Below are 19,034 nucleotides of genomic sequence, written 5' to 3' on the forward strand. Positions count from 1 at the left end.
GCTGACCTGGGCGCAGGTCGGTGGGATGGCGCCCGCAGCGCTGCCGCTGTTCGATGCCGCGCTGCTGGTCGCGCGCGACGAGTACCCCGATCTCGACGTGCGCGCGTTCGCCGCACGGATGCAGGCGCACGCGGCGCATCTGCGCATCGAGGTCGATGCGATCGATGCCGGCCCGTTGAAGATGCAGGCGATCAACCGGCACCTGTTCGAAGAAGCCGGCTACACCGGCGACCAGGCGAACTACTACGATCCGCGCAACAGTTATCTGAGCGACGTGATCGAGCGCCGGCTCGGCAATCCGATCTCGCTGGCGATCGTGCAGTGCGAGGTCGCGCGCCGGCTCGGCGTTCCCCTGGCAGGCATCTCGTTTCCCGGCCACTTCCTGGTCCGGCTGCCGGTCGGCGACGGCATGCTGGTCATGGACCCGTTCAACGGTGGGCGCCCGCTCGATATCGACGAATTGCGCATGCGGGCCGCGGCGCACCTGGGCGGAACGCCACCCGACGACGATGCACTGGCCGCGCTGCTGCGCCCTGCCACGGCGCGCGCGACCGTGATGCGGATCCTGCGCAATCTGCATGCGGGCTATCGCGAGACGGGCGACTGGGCACGCGCGGCGCGTTGCGCTGACCGGCTACTGACCCTGCATCCGGGCGCATGCGATGCGCTGCGCGATCGCGGGCTCGCCTATCTGGCACTGGGATATGTGACGGGCGCGCGCAACGACCTGGTGCGCTACCTGCAGGCGGCCCCGAGGCCGAAGACGCCGATGCGATCCGCGAGCGGCTGGTCGAGGCCGGCCTGCATCGCCATCGCGCGCACTGAGCGGCCGCACCCACGCACAGCCGGCTGGGCGTGGTGCGGCTTAAAGCACCATCATCTCGAAGTCGTCCTTGGTGACGCCGCAGTCGGGACAGGTCCAGGTCTCGGGCACATCCTCCCAGCGCGTCCCCGGCGCGATGCCTTCGTCGGGCAGGCCTGCTGCCTCGTCATAGAGAAAGCCGCAGACCACACACATCCACGTGCGGTAGGCGGTCTGCGTCGGAGTGTCGTTCATCGGATAATGGCGGCTGCAGCGGTGTCGGTCCGGAGCCGCATTGTCCCATCGCGTCCCGTGGACCGGAACCCATGCCGATGAACGCTTCCCCGATCGAGCCGCCGCGCGGGCTGTACCTGCTCACACCCGACGAGATCGACACCGCGCGGCTGCTGGCGCGGGTGGCCAGCGTGCTGCCGCATGCGACCTGGCTGCAGTACCGCAACAAACGCGCCGACGCGGCGCTGCGCCGGGAACAGGCCAGCGCATTGCTGGCGCTGTGCCGGGCCACCGGCGTGCCGTTGCTGGTGAACGACGACTGGCGGCTGGCGGCCGAACTCGGCGCCGACGGCGCACATCTGGGCGAGGACGATGGCGCGCTGGTCGAGGCGCGCGCGGCGCTGGGGGCACAGGCGATCCTGGGTGCGTCCTGTTACGACGACGGCGCACTGGCGGTGCGCGCGGTCGAGGCCGGCGCCAGCTACGTCGCCTTCGGCAGCTTCTACCCCTCGCCCACCAAGCCGGCGGCGCGCCGCGCACGTCCAGCGCTGCTGCGCGAGGCCGCCACGCTGGGCGTGCCACGGGTGGCGATCGGCGGCATCACCCCGGACAATGCACGCACGCTCGTCGCGGCCGGCGCGGATCTGGTCGCCGTCGTCAGCGGCGTGTTCGATGCGCCGCACCCCGCCGGCGCCGCGCGCGCCTACCGCGCCTGCTTCGGGCTCTGAGCCCGCCCCTCTTTTCTGGAGTCGTCATGGATACCGCCCGTTCGCAAGCTCTGTTCGCCCGCGCCCGCACGCTGTTGCCCGGCGGCGTCAATTCGCCGGTGCGCGCGTTCAAGTCGGTCGGCGGCGAGCCGTTCTTCGTGCAGCGCGCCGACGGCCCGTACCTGTTCGACGTCGACGACAATCGCTACATCGACTACGTCGGCTCCTGGGGCCCGATGATCGTCGGCCACAACCATCCCGAGGTGCGGCAGGCGGTCAAGCGCGCGATCGGCGATGGACTGTCGTTCGGCGCGCCGTGCCCCGCCGAGGTGACGATGGCCGAGCGCATCACCGCGCTGGTGCCCTCGTGCGAGATGGTGCGCATGGTCAATTCGGGCACCGAGGCCACGCTGTCGGCGATCCGCCTGGCGCGCGGCGCGACCGGTCGCAGCTGCATCGTGAAGTTCGAAGGCTGCTACCACGGCCACGGCGATTCGTTCCTGGTCAAGGCCGGCAGTGGCGCGCTGACCTTCGGCGTGCCGACCTCGCCAGGCGTGCCCAAGGCGCTGGCCGATCTCACGCTGACCCTGCCCTACAACGACTTCGAGGCCGCCACCGAACTGTTCGCACGCGCCGGCGACCAGATCGCCGGGCTGATCATCGAACCGGTGGTCGGCAACGCCAACTGCCTGCCGCCGCGCGAGGGCTACCTGCAGCATCTGCGCGCGTTGTGCACGCAGCACGGTGCGCTGCTGATCTTCGACGAGGTAATGACCGGCTTCCGCGTCGCGCTCGGCGGCGCGCAAGCGCGCTACGGGGTGACGCCGGACCTGAGCACGTTCGGCAAGATCATCGGCGGCGGCATGCCGGTGGGCGCCTATGGCGGCCGGCGCGCATTGATGGAACAAATCGCGCCGGCCGGCCCGATCTATCAGGCCGGCACGCTGAGCGGCAATCCAGTGGCGATGGCGGCCGGGCTGGCCATGCTCGACCTGATCTCCGAGCCGGGCTTCCACGATAAGCTCGAGGCCGCGACGCACACCCTGTGCGACGGCCTGGAGGCGGCTGCGCGCGAGGCCGGCGTGCCGTTCACGACCACCCGCGTCGGTGCGATGTTCGGCCTGTTCTTCACCGACCAGCCCGGTGTCGATACGTATGCGCAGGCCGTCGCCTGCGACCCCGCGGCCTTCAACCGGTTCTTCCACGGCATGCTCGAACGCGGCGTATTCCTCGCGCCTTCGGCGTTCGAGGCGGGGTTCTTGTCGTCGGCGCACGATGCCGAGGTGATCGAAGCGACCCTCGAGGCCGCACGCAGCGCATTCGCGATCGTTCGGGCGTCATGAGGCCGGCGGACGGCTCGGCGCAGGAGTCCGATCCGCAGGCCAGCATGTTCGAGCGCGACTTTCTGCCCGGCAGTCCGACGGGGGCCCGCAACCTCTGGTACCGGTTGCTGTTCCACCACGACACGCCCGCCGAACGCAATTTCGATCTCGCCCTGATCGCGACGATCGTAACCAGCGTCATCGTGGTCCTGCTCGACAGCGAACCATCGGTCAAGGCGCGTTGGCATCACGCGCTGCTCGTCGCCGAATGGGTGTTCACGATCCTGTTCACGATCGAATACGGCCTTCGCCTTTGGGCCGTCCGGCATCCATTGCGCTACGCCACGAGCTTTTTCGGCGTCATCGACCTGCTGGCGATCCTGCCCAGCTATCTATCGCTGCTGGTCGCCGGCAGCCAGTACCTGCTGGTGATCCGGGTCCTGCGGTTGTTGCGCATCTTCCGCGTGCTCAAGCTGGTGCAGTACTCATCCGAGGCCGGGGTGCTGATCGGCGCCCTGGTGCGCAGCCGGCGCAAGATCGCGGTCTTCGTGTGTGCCGTGGTGACGATCGTGGTCATCTTCGGCGCGCTGATGTACGTCATCGAAGGGCCCGAGCACGGCTTCACCTCGATCCCGACCGGCATGTATTGGGCGGTGGTGACGATGGGCACGGTCGGCTTCGGAGACATCTCGCCGGGCACGCCGCTCGGCCGCTTCATCACCTCGATCCTGATCCTGATCGGCTACAGCATCATCGCCGTGCCGACCGGCATCTATACCGCCGAACTGGCCAGCACCCTGCGGCCGAAGCGGCGCCACGTCCGCTGCGCCGGATGTGCGTTGACCGACCACGAGCAGGGCGCGCTGCACTGCCGGCATTGCGGCCACAGCCTGCCAGCCGACGACGCGCAGCATTGAGCGCACGGCCCCAACCGTCGCTGGTGCTGTTCGACTTCGACGGCGTGCTCGCGCATTACGCGCACGATGCGCGCCTGCGCGACTTGGCGCGCGTTGCGGGGTGCGCGCCGGCCCGGGTCGCCACCGCGCTGTTCGCGTCGGGCCTGGAGCGCGCCTACGACAGCGGCGCGATCGACACCGCAGCCTACCTGCAGCAACTCGGCGAAGCGCTTGGCTGCACGATCGACGAGGACGCGTGGATCGCCTCGCGCGTGACCGCCTGTCGCGTCGATCCCGCGGTGCTGGCGCTGGTGAGCTCGCTCGCGCAGCGCGTGCCGATCGGCGTGCTCAGTAACAACGGCGCACTGATGGCCGAGGCGATGCGCCGCATCGTGACGCCGCTGTTCCCAGCGCTCGACGGACGCGTGCTGTGCAGCGGCGCGTTGCAAGCGCGCAAGCCCGAGCGCGCGATCTTCGAGCGTGCACTCGCGCACTTCGGCGTCGAGGCGCGGCACGTGCTGTTCCTCGACGATCTGTTCGTCAACGTGCGCGGCGCGCGCGCCGCCGGACTGCAGGCCGACACCGTGCACGACGCACGCTCGCTGCGGCGGGTGCTACGGCGGCACGGGCTGGGCTAACCCGCCGATACGATGCGGACGGCGCAGCGTGCGCGGCCGCCCGTCATCTCACCCCGCCGCGAGGTGCTCGACCAGCGCGGCGCGCAGGCGCGCCAGGCCTTCGGTGATGTCGGCGTCGGTGATGTTGAGCGCCGGCACGAAGCGCAGCACGTCGGGCCCGGCCTGCAGCAGCAGCAGGCCGTGTTGGGCAGCGCGGTCGAGAATGGCGGTGGCCTGTCCGGCGTGCTTGGGGCGCAGCACGGCGCCGAGCATCAGCCCGCGGCCACGGACTTCGGAGAACACACCGAGCTCGGCATCGAGCGCGGCCAGACCGTCGCGCAGCGCGCGCGACTGGCGCACGACGTTCTCGGCGATCTGCTTGGATGCAATCTTGCGCAACGCGACGCGTGCGACCGCGGCGGCCAGCGGGTTGCCGCCGAACGTGGTGCCGTGGTCACCGAACTGCATCGCATCGCTGACCTTGGGGCCGGCCAGCAGCGCGCCGATCGGAAAGCCACCGCCGAGCGCCTTGGCCAGGGTCACGATATCGGGCGTCGCCCCATCCTGCTGGAAGGCGAACAAGGTGCCGGTGCGCCCCATGCCGCACTGGATCTCGTCGAGCACCAGCAGCGCGTCGTGACGATCGCACAGCGCGCGCACGGCCGCCAGGTAACCATCGGCAGCGGGCATCACCCCGCCCTCGCCCTGCACCGGCTCGAGCATCACCGCGGCGACGTCGCCACCGGCCATCGCGGCCTCGAGCTGCGCGATGTCGTTGAAGTCCACATAGCGGAAGCCGCCGGGCAATGGCTCGTAGCCGGCCTGGTACTTGGGCTGCGCGGTCGCGGTGACCGTGGCCAGGGTGCGGCCGTGGAAGCTGCCGCGGCAGGTGACGATCACCCGGCGGTCGGGACTGCGGCCCTGCGCCGCGGCCCACTTGCGCACCAGCTTGATCGCCGCCTCGTTGGCCTCGGCGCCGGAGTTGCACAGGAACGTACGCGTGGCGAAGCCGCTGGCCTCGACCAGTTCGGCCGCCAGCTGCAGCGGCGGTGCGCTGTAGAACACATTGCTGGTGTGCCACAGCTTGCCCGCCTGCTCGACCAGGGCAGCGACGAGGTCGGGATCGTTGTGGCCCAGGCCGCACACGGCGATGCCCGCAGCCAGGTCCACGTACTCGCGGCCGGCGTCATCCCACAGACGCGCGCCCTGGCCGCGCTCGAGCACGAGCGCGCGCGGCCGGTACACCGGCAGGACATAACGGGCCAGGGACAGCGGGGCGTCGGTCGCAGTGCTCATGCCGGGGGAATCGCTCGGGGAAGTGGAATCGCGCATTCTCGCGCATTCGGGCGCCGACCGGACCGCCGATTCGCGGAATCCACGGGCCGAAGGCGCGTGGACGCGCTTACAGGAACAGGTCGGGCAGCAAGGGCTGGCTGGGATCGAGTGCGTAGTGCGAGAAATCCTCGACCCCCGCCTCGCGCAACACCTCGTCGTCGATCAGGAATTGGCCGTGGAAGCCGGCAGCACGCCGCACCAGGACCGCGTGCGCCGCGTCGCCCATGATCGCCGGGCTGCGGCCGTTGCCGCGTTCGACCCCGGGAATCATGTTCAGGGCATCGGTGCCGATCAGCGTCCGCGGCCACAGCGCATTGACCGCGACCCCCTGCGGGCCGAACTCGGCCGCAAGGCCCAGCGTGACAAAGCTCATGCCCATCTTGGCCAGCGTGTAGCCGGTGTGCGGCGCCCACCACTTGGGATCGAGCGACGGCGGCGGGCACAGGGTCAGGATGTGCGGATTGGGGGCTGTGAGCAGATGCGGCAGGCAGGCCTGCGCGCACAGGAAGCTGCCGCGGGCGTTGACCTGCTGCATCAGGTCGAAGCGCTTCATCGGCGTGTCGAGAGTGCCGCGCAGCCAGATCGCGCTGGCGTTGTTGACCAGGATGTCGATGCCGCCGAAGGCGTCGACAGTGGCGGCAACGGCGGCTCGCACCTGGTCCTCGTCGCGGATGTCGCACTTGAGCGCCAAGCCTTGGCCGCCTGCGGCGTTCACGGCCTCGGCCGCGCTGTGGATGGTGCCCGGCAACCTGGGGTTGGGTACCGACGACTTCGCGGCGATCGCGACGTTGGCGCCATCGCGCGCAGCGCGCAGCGCGATCGCCAGACCGATGCCGCGCGAGGCCCCGGTAATGAAAAGTGTCTTGCCGGCCAGTGTGGACATGCCCCGGGTTCCGTCGATGAGATCGCAGGCATTATGCGCATGGCGCTGGCCGCATTCAGGCCACGGCGCGATACTGACCGGCCCTTCCGCCACAGGTCCCGTCGATGCGCCCCATCGCCCTCGCATTGCTCGCACTGTCGCTGGCCGCCTGCGGCGATGCGGCGCCCGATGCCGCCGACGGGGACGTCCCGGTCGCCCAGCCTGCTGCGCAGCCGGCGTCGAACGCCGGGGCGATGCCGGCACCGATGGCGCCCGAAGCGATCGCCGACGGCGACGACCTGGCGGTGGGCCCGGCTTCGGTCTGGCAGGGCGATCTGTCGCCCTGCCGCACCGGTGCGACGGCGGTCGACGCCTGCCTGCTGTCGACCATGCAGGCCGGTGGTGCCTCGCCCGAGGCACTGGCCGCGACCACCCGCCTGATCGCACTCGGCGACCCTGGCCATGTCAGCGGCTGGCGCTCGATCGACGGTGTGGGCCATGCGCAGATCACCTATCCCTTCCGCGCCAACACCAACGAGGGCTTGTGGCTGGTCGACGCCGACGGCCACGCGGTGGACGTGGACGAAGCCGTGCTGCCGGCAGGCGAAGGCCGAATGCGCGATGCACTCAAGCCGTTCCTCGATGCGCACCCCGATGCAATGCCGTTCGCACCGGCGAACGCCGCAGGCAGCGAGCCCCTGGCCGACGGCGGCATCCGACTGCGGTTTCAGGTGCCGATGCGCAGCTGTCACGCCTGCGAGGATCTCGGCACGCTGGTGCTGGGCTACGACTTCGACGCCGACCGTCGATACATCGGTCGCAACGTCGTGGCGGTGCGTGCGGCCGACTGACGGTGCGTCCAGCCGATGGCGCTCAGGTGTAGGCGCGCACCTGCCGCTGGAGCAGATGCGGCACGATCAGCCGATGGATCGGTGCGACGGGCTGCATGTACAGATGCCCGAACGCGTTGTGGACGTGCACGACCGTGGCCACTTCGAGCACGCTGTCGCCATGCCATTGCACCGCCAGTTGCACCCGCAGGTGGCGGTCGTCGTCTTCGAGCACGATCGCCGCGTCGCCCAGCGCCTGGAGCGTGAAGATGCCGAGGCGCTCGCCCGGCCGCGGCGTGCCGGTCGTCTGCACCGCACGCAGTGCACCCAGATCCTTCATGCCCAGCAGCCGCAGGCTGCGATTGCGCAGCGTCATCAGGCCATCGAACCAGCCAGGCACGGCGGCGGCGAGGTCGCGATAGGCCTGCAAGGCCGTACGGCCGCCACGCATGGTCTGGACGCGACTGGCATGGCGGAAATCGGCGCCGGGCAGCTGCGCGTACAGCGCACTGCGCGCATCGGGCACGCCGGACACCACGCGCGGCGTCAAGGCTTGGGCCCCTGGCCCTCGTTATCTTCCCACTTCAGCAATTTGCGGGTGACCACGCGATAGACCGGCTTGCCGGTGCGGAACCACAGATCGCGCACCCAGGAGCGCCGCCGCAGCAGGCGCTGCTCGACCGGCGTGAGCGCGGCGCGGCAATAGGTGCGCTTGTGCTTGAGCAGGTGACGCAGGTCCTCGCGCGCGAGCAGCCGCATCCAGCGCGAACGCGGATCGCCGACGACGGCGAGCTGGAAGTCGATGATCGCCGGCCGGCCATCGTCGAGCACCAGCCAGTTCGCCTCCTTGGCCAGGTCGTTGTGCGCCAGGCCGCGCCGGTGCAGCGCCTGGAGTTGCCGCCGCGCGTGACGGAAGTAGGCCAGATCGCCGTGCGGCGGGCGCTGGTACATCGCAGCGCCCGCCATGTAGCTGCGGTCGAGCCGCCGGCCATCCCAGCGCAGCAATTGCGGCACATCGGCCATGCCGCGCACGCAGGCCAGCCCGCGCGCTTCGCGGCGCGCCAGCCACCAGGCCGGTAGCCGCAGCCACAGCGGCACGTGGCGCAGATCCCGGCGCACGAACAGGCCGCCGTCGGCACCGCGCATCAGCGCGATGCGGCCGAAGCTGTCGGACTTGAGTGCACGCAGCTCGGTGGCGGTGTCGGCGGGCGATGACATGGCCGCATTGTACGGATCGGGCCGGGGGTTAACGTCGGCCGACGCGGGGGTGGGCACAAGGCGGGCCAAACGCGATGCCCTGCCATAATGGCGCGATGCTCAGCGACTTCTTCAACAGCCTCATCGGGTGGGTCGGCGACCACCCGGTCGCGGCCGGCATCGTGATCTTCCTGATCGCCTTCTGCGACTCGGTCATCGTGCTCGGCGCCATCGTGCCGGCGCTGCCGCTGCTGTTCGCGATCGGCGTGCTGATCGGCCTGGGCGAGATCTCCGGCCCATACGCGATCGCCTGCGCCACGCTGGGCGCGATGGCCGGCGATGGGCTCAGCTACTGGGTCGGCCACCGCTGGGGTCACGGGCTGCGGACGGTGTGGCCGTTCCACAAGTTTCCGCAGTTGCTCGACCGCGGTGAGAATCTGTTCCGCCGCAATGCCGTCAAGAGCATCCTGATCGCCCGCTACGTCGGCGCCATCCGGCCGTTCGTGCCTGCGATCGCCGGCATCGCGAAGATGCCGTTGCGGCGCTATCTGCCGGTCAGCGGCGTGGCCTGCCTGTCGTGGGGCGCGCTGTTCCTGGCGCCGGGCTGGCTGTTCGGCGCGTCCTACGATGCGGTCGCCGCGGTCGCCGACCGGTTGGCGATCGTGCTCGGTGCGCTGGTCGCGGTGCTGGCGCTGGCCTGGGCCATCGTGCTCTACACCTATCGCTGGTTCGACGCGCACGCCAACAGCCTGCTCGCGCGCCTGCTCGGTTGGACGCGCCACCATCCGCGGCTGGGTCGTTACGCGGTGGCGCTGGTCGATCCGCGGCGCCCGGAATCGGCCTCGCTGGCGATCCTGGCGGTCTGTCTGCTGGCGATCGGCTGGGCCTGGTTCGCCTTGCTCGCGACGGTGATCATGCGCGGCGAGCCGCTGCTGATCGACCAGACCGTGTTCCAGTTCATGTACGAACTGCGCAATCCGCTGGCCGACCGGCTGATGGCCGGTCTGGCCTCGATCGGCGATGTGCATGTGCTCGGTCCGGCGGTCGCATTGACGCTCGGCTGGCTGATCTGGCGGCGCCGCTGGCTGGGCGCGGCGCATTGGCTGGCGGCCCTGGCCTTCGGCATGGCGCTGACCGCGCTGCTGGGCGCGGTGATCGACATGCCCAGGCCGCCGACCGCGCACGGCGGCTTCGGTTTCCCGGCGGTCGAGATCACGATGGCGACGATCGTCTTCGGCTTCTTCGCGGTGCTGATCGCGCGCGAACTGCCCGGGCGCTCGCGGGTCTGGCCGTACCTGGTGTCGGGCGCGGTGGTCGCGGTGCTGGGCTTCGCCCGGCTGTACCTGGGCGCGCATTGGCTCAGCGACATCGTCGGCGGCATGTTGCTGGGCATCGTCTGGCTGCTGGTGCTGGGCATCGCCTATCGCCGCCACGTGGACCGCTCGTTCTGGATGCGTCCGGTGGCGACGATCTTCTATGTCACCTTCGCGCTGGCCGCGCTGTGGCACGCGCCGCGCGCGGTCGATCCGCTGCTGACACGTTTCGTCGCTGCCCCGCCGGCGCGGACCATGGCGGTTGGCGAGTGGTGGGGGCGCGACTGGGCGCAGTTGCCCGGCCAGTTGCGCGAGCGCGACCCGGCCCATCGCTGGCCGCTGGACCTGCAGGTCGCCGGCCCGCTGGCACCGCTGCAGGCCCGGCTCCAGGCGCAAGGCTGGCAGGTGCAGCCGCAGGCCGACTGGATGCAGGTGCTCAACCTGCTCGACGACGATGTGCCCTCCGCCGACAAGCCAGTGCTGCCGGCCACGCTCGACGCCAATGCCGAATCGCTGTTGATGCGTCGGGTGACCGACGAATCCCGGATCGAGGTCCTGCGGCTGTGGCGCGCGCCGGCGCAGCTCGACGACGCGCAGCCGTTGTGGCTGGGCACCAGCCAGTCGATGCTGCTGACCCGGCCATTGGGCCTGTTCAGCCTGTGGCAGCCGCAGCCCGATGCGCACGGCGTGCATCGTGGCTTGCGCGACGTGCTGACGGGCTTCGAATGGCGCGAAGACGTGCATCCGCAGTCGGGCGTGCCGACCTTGCGGCTGCGCATCGCTGGCGACGGCTCAGTCGTCGACCAGCCGCAGTAGCGTCTCCAGGCGAACGTCCGGATCGTCCTGCTGCAACAGCTGCTGGCGCTGCGCGGCGGCCAGCGGCAGCAGCTCGGCCAAGCGCCAGCCGACCCACGCCGCATCGTCGAACCGTGGCTCGGGGAACGCGCGGTCGGCGCCGTCGATGCGCTCGAGAATCTTGCGCAGCACAACGCCCAGTAGAGCATGCTCGGGCTGCAGCTCGATCGCCGGGTCGGGGGCGCACCAGTCGACATCGGCGACCACCAGCCCGTTGTCGCGCACGCGGGTGCGCTCGACGCGGAAGCGCCGCGCGCCGCGCACACGCAGCCGCAGCAGGCCATCGGCACCGGTGTCGAAGTCCTCGACCGACGCCTCAGTACCGACGCTGGCCGGCGTTGCCGGCGTGCCGACCTCGCCGCCCTCGAGAATCAGGCAGATGCCGAAACTCGTGCCGCGACGACCACATTCGCGGAGCATGTCGAGATAGCGCGACTCGAACACACGCAGCGCCAGCGACGCGCCGGGCAGCAACACGGCATCGAGCGGAAACAACGGCAGCGAAGCGGATGTCGTCATGCCGGCCATCCTAGTGGCTGCACGATGAAATCGTCATCCTGCGCGGCGTGCCGGCGTGCGAGGCGCCCACGCGCCGGCGCGTTGCCGTGCCGGCGCGCAGATGCCGTCGTCGCGATCAGAAGCTGTACTTGATGTGCGTGTGCACGCGTTGCAGGTCGCCTTCCAGGCCATTCTCCAAGCGACGATCGGCCCAACTCAGTTCGCCGCCGACATCGAGATTGCGCGCCGGCGAATAGATCATGTTGACGCGGAACGACTGCGCACGCTCGGTGACGCTGCCGCCGGTCAACAACGGGTCGTTGTCGAGCGAGGCCAGCGAGTAGATGACATTGCCGCGCAGCTTGGGCGAGAACGCGTGCCGCCATGCGGCAAAGCCGCCGTAGCCGCGCTGGCTGTGCAGGCGGCCATCGGCATCGAGCACAGTGTCGCTGCCGAGTGCGAAGCCCAGATACCGGCCGATGCCATCGCCGCCGCTGACCATGTAGCGGATGTCGTCGTTGGCGCCGAGGTTGAATCGGCCCGAGACGCTGAGCGCCGCGCCCGAGGTGCTGGCATCGCCGCTGCGGAAGCGACGCGCCAGGCCGGCGACGGTGAAGTGGCCCCAGTCGCCGCGGGTGATCCAGCGCGCGGTGACATCGGGCAGCCGGTCGTCGCCGCTGTTGAAGCGCGCGGCACGCGACAGGTAGGGGGTCACCGTGGTCTGCGGATTCTCCACCGAGACCGACCACGGGCCGCGCGTGTAGCGCAGCTGCGCCTGGCGGTTGAAGACGGTGCCTTCAGACGGCCCGGTGAAGTCGACCGCATCGGGTAGCGCCGCGACATCCTGGAAGTTCGACCAGGTCTGGCCGGCAAGCCAGCCGTTGTAGCTGACGTAGGCCTGACGCAGAGTCAGCGCATAGGTGTTGGTGATCACTTCGTTGCCGGCCAGCGCGTTGCTGCCGCCGCCGTACATGTCGGCCTCGATGTAGGCCTTGATCGTCTTTCCGCTGTCGGTGACGGTGTCGGCGCCCAGCCAGAAGCGCGAGAACTGCGCGTGCACATCGCTGTAGGTACTGCTCTGGCCCTGGCCGTCGGCCGCGACCGGGGTCGCGCCGGGGAAGTAGAACAGCCGGCCGGGCGAGCCGTCGGCGATCTGCCCGTCGCTGGTGCGTGTGGTCATCGCATCGAACTTGATGAAGCCGCCGAACGAGAATGTGGTGCCGGGCGCCGCGCCGGGCATCATCGGGTTGCGGGCGGGCGCCGCGCTGCCCGCCGGCGCGGGCGCCGGGGCTGTGGTCGCGACTGCGGTCGAGGGCGCCGTCGTCGCCGCCGGTGTCGCGGTCCCGCGATGACTGTCGAGCAGCGCGCGCAATTCGCGCATCTCGCGCTCCATCTGGCCCAGTCGCGCCTCGATCGCGGCGACGTCGACGTCCTGCGCCGACACCGGCGCAATGCAGGCGGCCGCGACGGCCAGGGCGATCGGCGACAGCCATCGCTTCGCGTTGGATCTGGACATGTGACTCCCTCTCCCAAGCAGCGGCCCGCCCCGGGCTGGAGCGGCGACCGAAAGCAGCGGCGCCGGCGCGGTGGCCGGCCCGGCGGCTCAGACGAAGCGCAGGCCCGTCGAGCCGAGTCCGTCTACGCGGACCTGGACGTTGTCGCCCGCCTCGACGGCGACGGCGGCGGTGATCGCGCCCGAGAGCACGACGCTGCCGGCCGGCAGCGACTGGCCGCGGGCGTGCAGCATGTCGACCAGCATCGCGACCGCGAGCGCGGGATTGCCCAGCACCGCGGCGCCTGCGCCAACCTCGACGACCTGGCCGTTCTTCTCCAGCACCACGCCCGTGGTCTCCAGGTCGATGCCCTGCGGCGCGGTCGGGCGCGAGCCGATCACGTAGCGCGCAGCCGAGGTGTTGTCGGCGATCACGCTGGGCAGATCGAAGCGGAAGTTCTCGTAGCGCGAGTCGATGACCTCGATCGCCGGCAGCAGGCACAGCGTCGCCGCCATGACCTGTTCGGGCGTGCAGCCCGGCCCCTGGAGCGCGTCGCGCATCACGAAGGCGATCTCGGCCTCGACCTTGGGATGGATCAGCTTTGCGGCCTCGATCTCGGCGCCGTCGTCGACCGCGTTGTCGCTGCCCAGAAAGCCGTAGATCGGCGTCTCGACGCCCATCTGCTGCATCTTGGCGTACGAGGTCAGTCCCATCTTCATGCCGACGCAGCGCACACCGCGTGCCTGCTTGTGGGCGCGCAGCGCATCCTGGATGCGGTAGGCGTCCTCGATCGACAGCTCGGGATGCGCATCGGTGATCTTGACCGTGTCGCGCACGTCTCGCTCGGCGTCGTGCAGCAGGGTCGCCAGTTGGGCGACCGTCTCCGGTGCCAGGCTCATGCCGTAGCCTCCTGGCGGGCGTCGGCACGTTCGCGCGCGCGCACCATGTCGAGCGCGACGTCGACGATCATGTCTTCCTGGCCGCCGACCATGCGCCGCTTGCCCAGTTCGACCAGGATGTCGACCGCGCTGATGCCGAAGCGCTCGGCCGCGGCTTCCGCGTGGCGCAGGAAGCTCGAATACACGCCGGCATAGCCCAGCGCCAGGGTTTCGCGGTCGACGCGCACCGGACGCTCCTGCAGCGGGCGCACGATGTCGTCGGCGGCGTCCATCAGCATGCGCAGGTCGCAACCGTGCTGCCAGCCCAGCCGCGAGGCGGCGGCGATGAACACCTCGAGCGGGGCATTGCCGGCGCCTGCGCCCATGCCCGCCAAGCTGGCGTCGATGCGGTCGCAGCCTTCCTCGACCGCGACGATCGAGTTGGCGACGCCGAGCGACAGGTTGTGATGGGCGTGGATGCCGGTCTGGGTGCGCGCATCGAGCACGTCCTTGAACGCGCGGAAGCGTGCGCGCACGTCCTGCATGCCCAGTGCGCCGCCCGAATCGACGACGTACACGCACGAGGCACCGTAGCTTTCCATCTTCTTCGCCTCGCCGGCGAGCGCGGCCGGTTCGGCCATGTGACTCATCATCAAAAAGCCCACCGCATCCATGCCCAGCGCATTGGCCGCCTCGATGTGCTGGCGCGAGACGTCGGCCTCGGTGCAATGGGTGGCCACGCGGACCACGCGGGCGCCGGCGGCGTGGGCGTTCTTCAGGTCATGGACCGTGCCGATGCCCGGCAGCAGCAGGGTCGCGACCTTCGCGTGTTGCACGGTCTCGGCAACCGCCGCGATCCATTCGACATCGCTGTGCGCGCCGAAGCCGTAGTTGAACGACGATCCCTGCAAGCCGTCGCCGTGCGCGACTTCGATCGAATCCACGCCCGCAGCGTCGAGTGCGCCGGCGATCCGGCGCACCTGGTCCAGCGTGTACTGGTGGCGCACCGCGTGCGAGCCGTCGCGCAGAGTGACGTCGGAAATGGTGAGCTTGCGGTCGTTCATCGGGTCGGCTCCGGCTGCGCGGCCGCCAGGCGCGCGGCGATGCGCTCGCCGGTGGCCAGGGCCGCGGAGGTCATGATGTCGAGATTGCCGGCGTAGGCCGGCAGGTAATGCGCGGCGCCCTCGACCTCGAGGAACACCGAGGTCTTCAGACCCGTCTTCGGGCCGATCCCCGGCACATTGCAGGGCTGCTCGATACGTTCGAACTGCACGGCCTGCTTGAGCCGGTAGCCGGGCACTTGGCGCGCCACGTCGGCGACCATCGCCTTGATCGCCGCGGCGATGCGCGCGGTGTCGGCCTCGTCGGACAGCACATAGACGGTGTCGCGCATCAGCAGCGGCGGCTCGGCCGGATTGAGCACGATGATCGCCTTGCCCTTGCGCGCCCCGCCCACCGCTTCGATCGCACGCGAGGTGGTCTCGGTGAATTCGTCGATGTTGGCACGCGTGCCCGGCCCTGCGGAGCGGCTGGAGATCGATGCGACGATCTCGGCGTAATGCACCGGTGCGATGCTGGCGACGGCCGCGACGATCGGAATCGTCGCCTGTCCGCCGCAGGTGACCATGTTGACGTTCGGCGTGTCGATGTGCGCCTCGAGGTTGACCGTCGGCACGCAGTAGGGACCGATCGCGGCGGGCGTGAGGTCGACCACGCGGATGTCCGGGCGCGCCTGGCGCAGCGCTGCGTCGTTGCGCACGTGCGCGCCGGCGGAGGTGGCGTCGAACACCACCTGCACGTCGTCGAACAACGGCGAGGCGACCAGCCCCTCGACGCCCGAGTCGCAGGTCTGCACGCCCATCGCACGCGCGCGCGCCAGGCCGTCGGAGGCCGGATCGATGCCGACCAGCGGGCCCATGGCCAAGTGCTGGCCGTGGCGCAGGATCTTGATCATCAGATCGGTGCCGATGTTGCCGGGACCGATCACGGCTGCCTTGACGGGCATGGGAACTCCTCGAAACGTTGAAGCGGACGTGGGGAAGTGCGGACGCGGCGTGCGTCGATCAGTCGAAATGCAGGTCGAGGGCGCCGAGGCCGCCGACCCGCAGGCGCAGGTGATCGCCGCGCACGACCGGGGTCAGCGGAACCAGGGCGCCGGAGAGCACGATGTCGCCGGCACGCAGGCCATCGCCCAGGCGCCCAAGCTGGTTGGCCAGCCAGACCACGCAGTTGAGCGGTGAGCCCAGCGCTGCGGCGCCGGCGCCCGTGGACAGCAGCGCGCCGTTCTTCTCGAGCACCATGCCGCAGGTGCCCAGGTCCAGGGCCTGCGGCGAGACCCGCGTGCGCGAGGTGACGAACGCAGCCGCGGACGCGTTGTCGGCGACCGTGTCGAGGATGCCGATCTTCCAGTCGCAGATGCGCGAGTCGACGATCTCGAAGCATGCCGACACCGACTCGGTCGCCAGCAGCACGTCGTGCAGGCCGATACCGGGGCCGGCCAGGTCGCGCTTGAGATGGAACGCGATCTCACCCTCGGCACGCGGCGCGATCATCCCGGCCACCGCGACCGCACCACGGTCGGAATGATCCATGCGATCGGTCAGCACGCCGAAATCGGGCTGATCGACACCGAGCATGCGCTGCACGGCGACACTGGTCAGGCCGATCTTGCGACCGACCACGCGTTCGCCCTCGGCCACGCGGCGGGCGATGCCGGCTTGCGCGATCGCGTAGGCGCCGGCCAGGTCCAGGCCGTCGACGCGTCCGGTCAGCGGCGCGATCGGCGCGGCATCGCGCAACGCGGTGTGCAGGGCATCGGCGTGCAAGGTCGAATCGGCGCTCATGCCGCGCCCCCGGCGGGCGTCGGCGGATCGCTCTTGAGCGTGGTGCCGACGGCGAAACGGTTGGCCGGCACTTCAGTGACCATCACGCGGATCGAGGCCAGCGGCGCGTCCAGCGTCTCGCTGGCCACGCGCGCCACCTCGCGAATACAGCGCTCCACGCGGTCGGTGTCCCGGCCTTCGACCAGGGTGATCTGGATGATGGGCATGGCGTGTCCTTTAAGGGAGTGTCAGGCGAGCTCGCGACCCTTGGTCTCGGGCAGGAACAGCCAGACGATCAGACCGGCCAGCGCGAAGAACGCCGCGGTCGTCACCAGGCCGCTGCCGACGCCGTAACGGGTGGAGATGAAGCCGATCAGGAACGGCGCGATCGCCGCGATCGCGCGGCCGCCGTTGTAGACGAAGCCCTGCGCGGTGGCGCGGATCGAGGTCGGGAACAGTTCGGCGAACGTCGGCGCAAAGCCGCTGTAGAAGCCGGTGCCGAAGTACGCGACCACGATGCCGAACACCATCAGCATGTCGGGCGAGCGGATCGTCGCGAACACCGGCACCACGACCGCCGAGGCCAGGAAGAACAGCAGGAAGGCTTTCTTGCGACCGATGCGGTCGGCGAAGTAGCCGAAGGTGATGAAGCCGGCGGCCGCGCCGACCTGCATGATCACGATCCAGATCGTCGACTTCACCAGATCCAGCCCCGGGCCGCCGTCGGCCACCGGCGTCGCGAGGTAAGTCGGGATCCAGGTGAACAGGCCCCAGTAACCGCACATCGCCGCGGTGGTGAATGCCAGGCCGATCCAGGTATTGCGGGCGAACGGCCCGCCGAACAGTTCGCGCACGGTCTCGCCGAAACCCAGCCGCCGGGTCTGGTTGCGCCAGATCTCCGGCTCCTCGACGTGGCGGCGCACATAGAACGCCAGCAGCGCCGGCAGCAGGCCGACCGCGAACACCCAGCGCCAGCCACCGACCGGAATCACCAGCGCGGCAACCACCGCAGCAGCGGCGTAGCCGGCCGCGAACGCGCTCTGCACCCAGGCCATGACCTTGCCGCGGTGCTTCGCAGGCCAGGTCTCGCTGACCAGCGCCGAGCCGGCCGACCATTCGCCGCCGACGCCCAGGCCGACGATGATCCTAAACAGCATCAGCTGCCCGAGGGTGTCGGCCAATCCGCACAAGGCGGTGCCGATCGAGTAGCAGATGATGCTGAGCATCATCGAGCGCGCCCGGCCCAGCCGGTCGGCGAGGAAGCCGAAGACCAGGCCGCCGGCGGCGGTGGCCATCAACGTCGCCGACATCACCAGGCCGGCCGACGACTTGTCCATGCCCAGGTCGACGATCACGTACTTGATGACCATCGCGAACAGCATGAGATCCATGATGTCGAGCATCCAACCCAGATAGGCCGAGTTGAACGCGCGCCATTGCTGCTTGCTTGCGCCCTTCCACCAGCGCTCGCCGATCCCCTGCCCCGCACCTGTCGTGTTCTGCGCCATTGCACGCCCTCCCGAGGCGATTCTTGAGGGGGTGTGCCCCGGCCGTTTGTATCGTTGCTCGATACCTAGGTATCACTATACGATAAGTCTCGACTGAAGAGTCAAGACCGTAATTTTGTATCGATCACCGAAACAAGGAACCGCCATGTCCAGCCTGATGCTGCGCCTGTTCGAAGACGAACTGCCTGCCCACTGCCCGCCGGTTTATCTGCCGGCAGCCCCGCGCGCGCTGTACTTGGCGCAGGGCGAGGCCACCGTGGAGGACGCCGTGTCGGGGACCCTGCTGTTGCAGGGCGCGGCGTGGGTCGGCGAAGACGCGCTGACGCTCAATTGCGGTGCCGCGCCGGTCCGCATCTGGCGCTGGGAGCTGTCGACCGCCGCCTCGGCCGCACCGAACCTGCCCTCGGCGCCGGCCACGCGCACGGTGCTCAAGCTCGAAGCGCCCGTCGAACTCGACCCCGGATTCGACTGGTTGATGCGCTGCGACGAGGTGGGCTTCCCACCCGGCGGCGTCGCCCTGACCCACGTGCATCAGGGCCCGGGCATCCGGATCTGCGCCGAAGGCGAGATCGGGATCGAGACCCAGGGCCGGGCACAGCGTCACGGGCCTGGCCAGGCGTGGTTCGAGCTGGGCCCCGCCCCGGTGCTGGCGCCGACCACCGAGCGCGAACCCACGCGCTTCGTGCGCTGCTTCCTGCTGCCGCGCCAGCTCAAGGGCCGCAGTTCGATCCGCTACGTGCGCCAGGAAGACGCGGACGCGCCCAAGGTGCAGACCTATCGGGTTTTCGCGGAGCGATACATCCGTCTACCTCAGTGACATCGCCTCGGGGTACCCTGATGCGTGCGGCCTCGCCGCATTCATCGG

The 19,034-nt window shown here is 69.8% G+C and carries 20 protein-coding genes and 1 pseudogene; 8 read left to right on the plus strand and 13 right to left on the minus strand.

Annotated elements, in window-relative coordinates:
• Positions 1–25 precede the first annotated feature (25 nt).
• Positions 26–825, plus strand: a pseudogene (locus BEN78_05280) (hypothetical protein).
• A 40-nt stretch (positions 826–865) separates the two neighbouring features.
• On the opposite strand, the gene BEN78_05285 reads toward BEN78_05280, so the two are convergent.
• Positions 866–1,057, minus strand: a complete 192-nt coding sequence (locus tag BEN78_05285) for a rubredoxin (protein ASR42879.1) — start codon at positions 1,055–1,057, stop codon at positions 866–868.
• A 77-nt stretch (positions 1,058–1,134) separates the two neighbouring features.
• On the opposite strand from BEN78_05285, the gene BEN78_05290 reads away from it, so the two are divergent.
• The 4 genes from BEN78_05290 to BEN78_05305 are packed head-to-tail and all read left to right on the plus strand — an operon-like array spanning position 1,135 to position 4,599.
• Positions 1,135–1,764: a thiamine-phosphate diphosphorylase gene (locus BEN78_05290; GenBank protein ASR44932.1), complete on the plus strand. Its 630-nt coding sequence runs from the start codon at positions 1,135–1,137 to the stop codon at positions 1,762–1,764.
• Between the two features lie 26 nt (positions 1,765–1,790).
• Positions 1,791–3,086: a glutamate-1-semialdehyde-2,1-aminomutase gene (locus tag BEN78_05295; GenBank protein ID ASR42880.1), complete on the plus strand. Its 1,296-nt coding sequence runs from the start codon at positions 1,791–1,793 to the stop codon at positions 3,084–3,086.
• A 44-nt stretch (positions 3,087–3,130) separates the two neighbouring features.
• A complete protein-coding gene (locus BEN78_05300; protein ID ASR44933.1) occupies positions 3,131–3,982 on the plus strand; it encodes an ion transporter in 852 nt (283 codons plus the stop codon).
• Positions 3,979–4,599 carry a hydrolase gene (locus tag BEN78_05305; protein ID ASR42881.1) on the plus strand — a complete coding sequence of 207 codons (621 nt, stop codon included), beginning with the start codon at positions 3,979–3,981 and terminating at the stop codon, positions 4,597–4,599. Before BEN78_05300 ends, BEN78_05305 begins: the two co-directional genes overlap by 4 nt.
• A 48-nt stretch (positions 4,600–4,647) precedes the next feature.
• Here BEN78_05305 and BEN78_05310 read toward each other — a convergent pair whose 3' ends face one another.
• Both BEN78_05310 and BEN78_05315 read right to left on the minus strand, forming a co-directional pair.
• Positions 4,648–5,874 (minus strand): acetylornithine aminotransferase, encoded by a 1,227-nt coding sequence (locus BEN78_05310; protein ID ASR42882.1) that lies wholly within the window; start codon positions 5,872–5,874, stop codon positions 4,648–4,650.
• Between the two features lie 106 nt (positions 5,875–5,980).
• Positions 5,981–6,796 (minus strand): short chain dehydrogenase, encoded by an 816-nt coding sequence (locus BEN78_05315; protein ASR42883.1) that lies wholly within the window; start codon positions 6,794–6,796, stop codon positions 5,981–5,983.
• Positions 6,797–6,900: 104 nt separating this feature from the next.
• On the opposite strand from BEN78_05315, the gene BEN78_05320 reads away from it, so the two are divergent.
• Positions 6,901–7,626, plus strand: coding sequence for a hypothetical protein (locus tag BEN78_05320; GenBank protein ID ASR42884.1), 726 nt, complete (start codon positions 6,901–6,903; stop codon positions 7,624–7,626).
• Between the two features lie 22 nt (positions 7,627–7,648).
• On the opposite strand, the gene BEN78_05325 is transcribed toward BEN78_05320, so the two are convergent.
• Together BEN78_05325 and BEN78_05330 are read right to left on the minus strand one after the other, a co-directional pair.
• Positions 7,649–8,155, minus strand: coding sequence for a hypothetical protein (locus tag BEN78_05325; protein ASR42885.1), 507 nt, complete (start codon positions 8,153–8,155; stop codon positions 7,649–7,651).
• A complete protein-coding gene (locus BEN78_05330) occupies positions 8,152–8,823 on the minus strand; it encodes a serine/threonine protein kinase (GenBank protein ID ASR42886.1) in 672 nt (223 codons plus the stop codon). The genes BEN78_05325 and BEN78_05330 overlap by 4 nt, the downstream gene beginning before the upstream one ends.
• A 95-nt stretch (positions 8,824–8,918) precedes the next feature.
• Between BEN78_05330 and BEN78_05335 the strand changes: the two genes are divergently transcribed.
• Positions 8,919–10,931, plus strand: a complete 2,013-nt coding sequence (locus tag BEN78_05335) for a hypothetical protein (GenBank protein ASR42887.1) — start codon at positions 8,919–8,921, stop codon at positions 10,929–10,931.
• Here the strand turns inward: BEN78_05335 and BEN78_05340 are convergent.
• From BEN78_05340 to BEN78_05375, 8 genes are all read right to left on the minus strand, one after another.
• Positions 10,908–11,498: an ATP-dependent protease gene (locus BEN78_05340; GenBank protein ID ASR42888.1), complete on the minus strand. Its 591-nt coding sequence runs from the start codon at positions 11,496–11,498 to the stop codon at positions 10,908–10,910. The two genes, BEN78_05335 and BEN78_05340, sit on opposite strands and share 24 nt — an antisense overlap.
• Positions 11,499–11,604: 106 nt before the next feature.
• Complete coding sequence (locus BEN78_05345; GenBank protein ASR42889.1) at positions 11,605–12,984, minus strand: hypothetical protein; 1,380 nt, start codon at positions 12,982–12,984, stop codon at positions 11,605–11,607.
• A gap of 87 nt (positions 12,985–13,071) precedes the next feature.
• Positions 13,072–13,860 carry a 4-oxalocrotonate decarboxylase gene (locus BEN78_05350; GenBank protein ASR42890.1) on the minus strand — a complete coding sequence of 263 codons (789 nt, stop codon included), beginning with the start codon at positions 13,858–13,860 and terminating at the stop codon, positions 13,072–13,074.
• Positions 13,857–14,903, minus strand: coding sequence for a 4-hydroxy-2-oxovalerate aldolase (locus BEN78_05355; protein ID ASR42891.1), 1,047 nt, complete (start codon positions 14,901–14,903; stop codon positions 13,857–13,859). Before BEN78_05355 ends, BEN78_05350 begins: the two co-directional genes overlap by 4 nt.
• On the minus strand, positions 14,900–15,844 hold the full coding sequence (locus BEN78_05360) for an acetaldehyde dehydrogenase (acetylating) (GenBank protein ASR42892.1): 945 nt from the start codon (positions 15,842–15,844) through the stop codon (positions 14,900–14,902). Before BEN78_05360 ends, BEN78_05355 begins: the two co-directional genes overlap by 4 nt.
• A gap of 58 nt (positions 15,845–15,902) precedes the next feature.
• Positions 15,903–16,682, minus strand: coding sequence for a 2-oxopent-4-enoate hydratase (locus tag BEN78_05365; GenBank protein ASR42893.1), 780 nt, complete (start codon positions 16,680–16,682; stop codon positions 15,903–15,905).
• Complete coding sequence (locus BEN78_05370; protein ID ASR42894.1) at positions 16,679–16,888, minus strand: 4-oxalocrotonate tautomerase; 210 nt, start codon at positions 16,886–16,888, stop codon at positions 16,679–16,681. Before BEN78_05370 ends, BEN78_05365 begins: the two co-directional genes overlap by 4 nt.
• Positions 16,889–16,909: 21 nt before the next feature.
• Positions 16,910–18,169: an MFS transporter gene (locus BEN78_05375; protein ASR42895.1), complete on the minus strand. Its 1,260-nt coding sequence runs from the start codon at positions 18,167–18,169 to the stop codon at positions 16,910–16,912.
• Between the two features lie 145 nt (positions 18,170–18,314).
• Between BEN78_05375 and BEN78_05380 the strand changes: the two genes are divergently transcribed.
• On the plus strand, positions 18,315–18,986 hold the full coding sequence (locus BEN78_05380; GenBank protein ID ASR42896.1) for a hypothetical protein: 672 nt from the start codon (positions 18,315–18,317) through the stop codon (positions 18,984–18,986).
• Positions 18,987–19,034: the final 48 nt, after the last annotated feature.

It is taken from the genome of Xanthomonas citri pv. mangiferaeindicae, from assembly GCA_002240395.1.
In the GTDB taxonomy this organism is placed as follows: Bacteria; Pseudomonadota; Gammaproteobacteria; order Xanthomonadales; family Xanthomonadaceae; genus Luteimonas; species Luteimonas citri_A.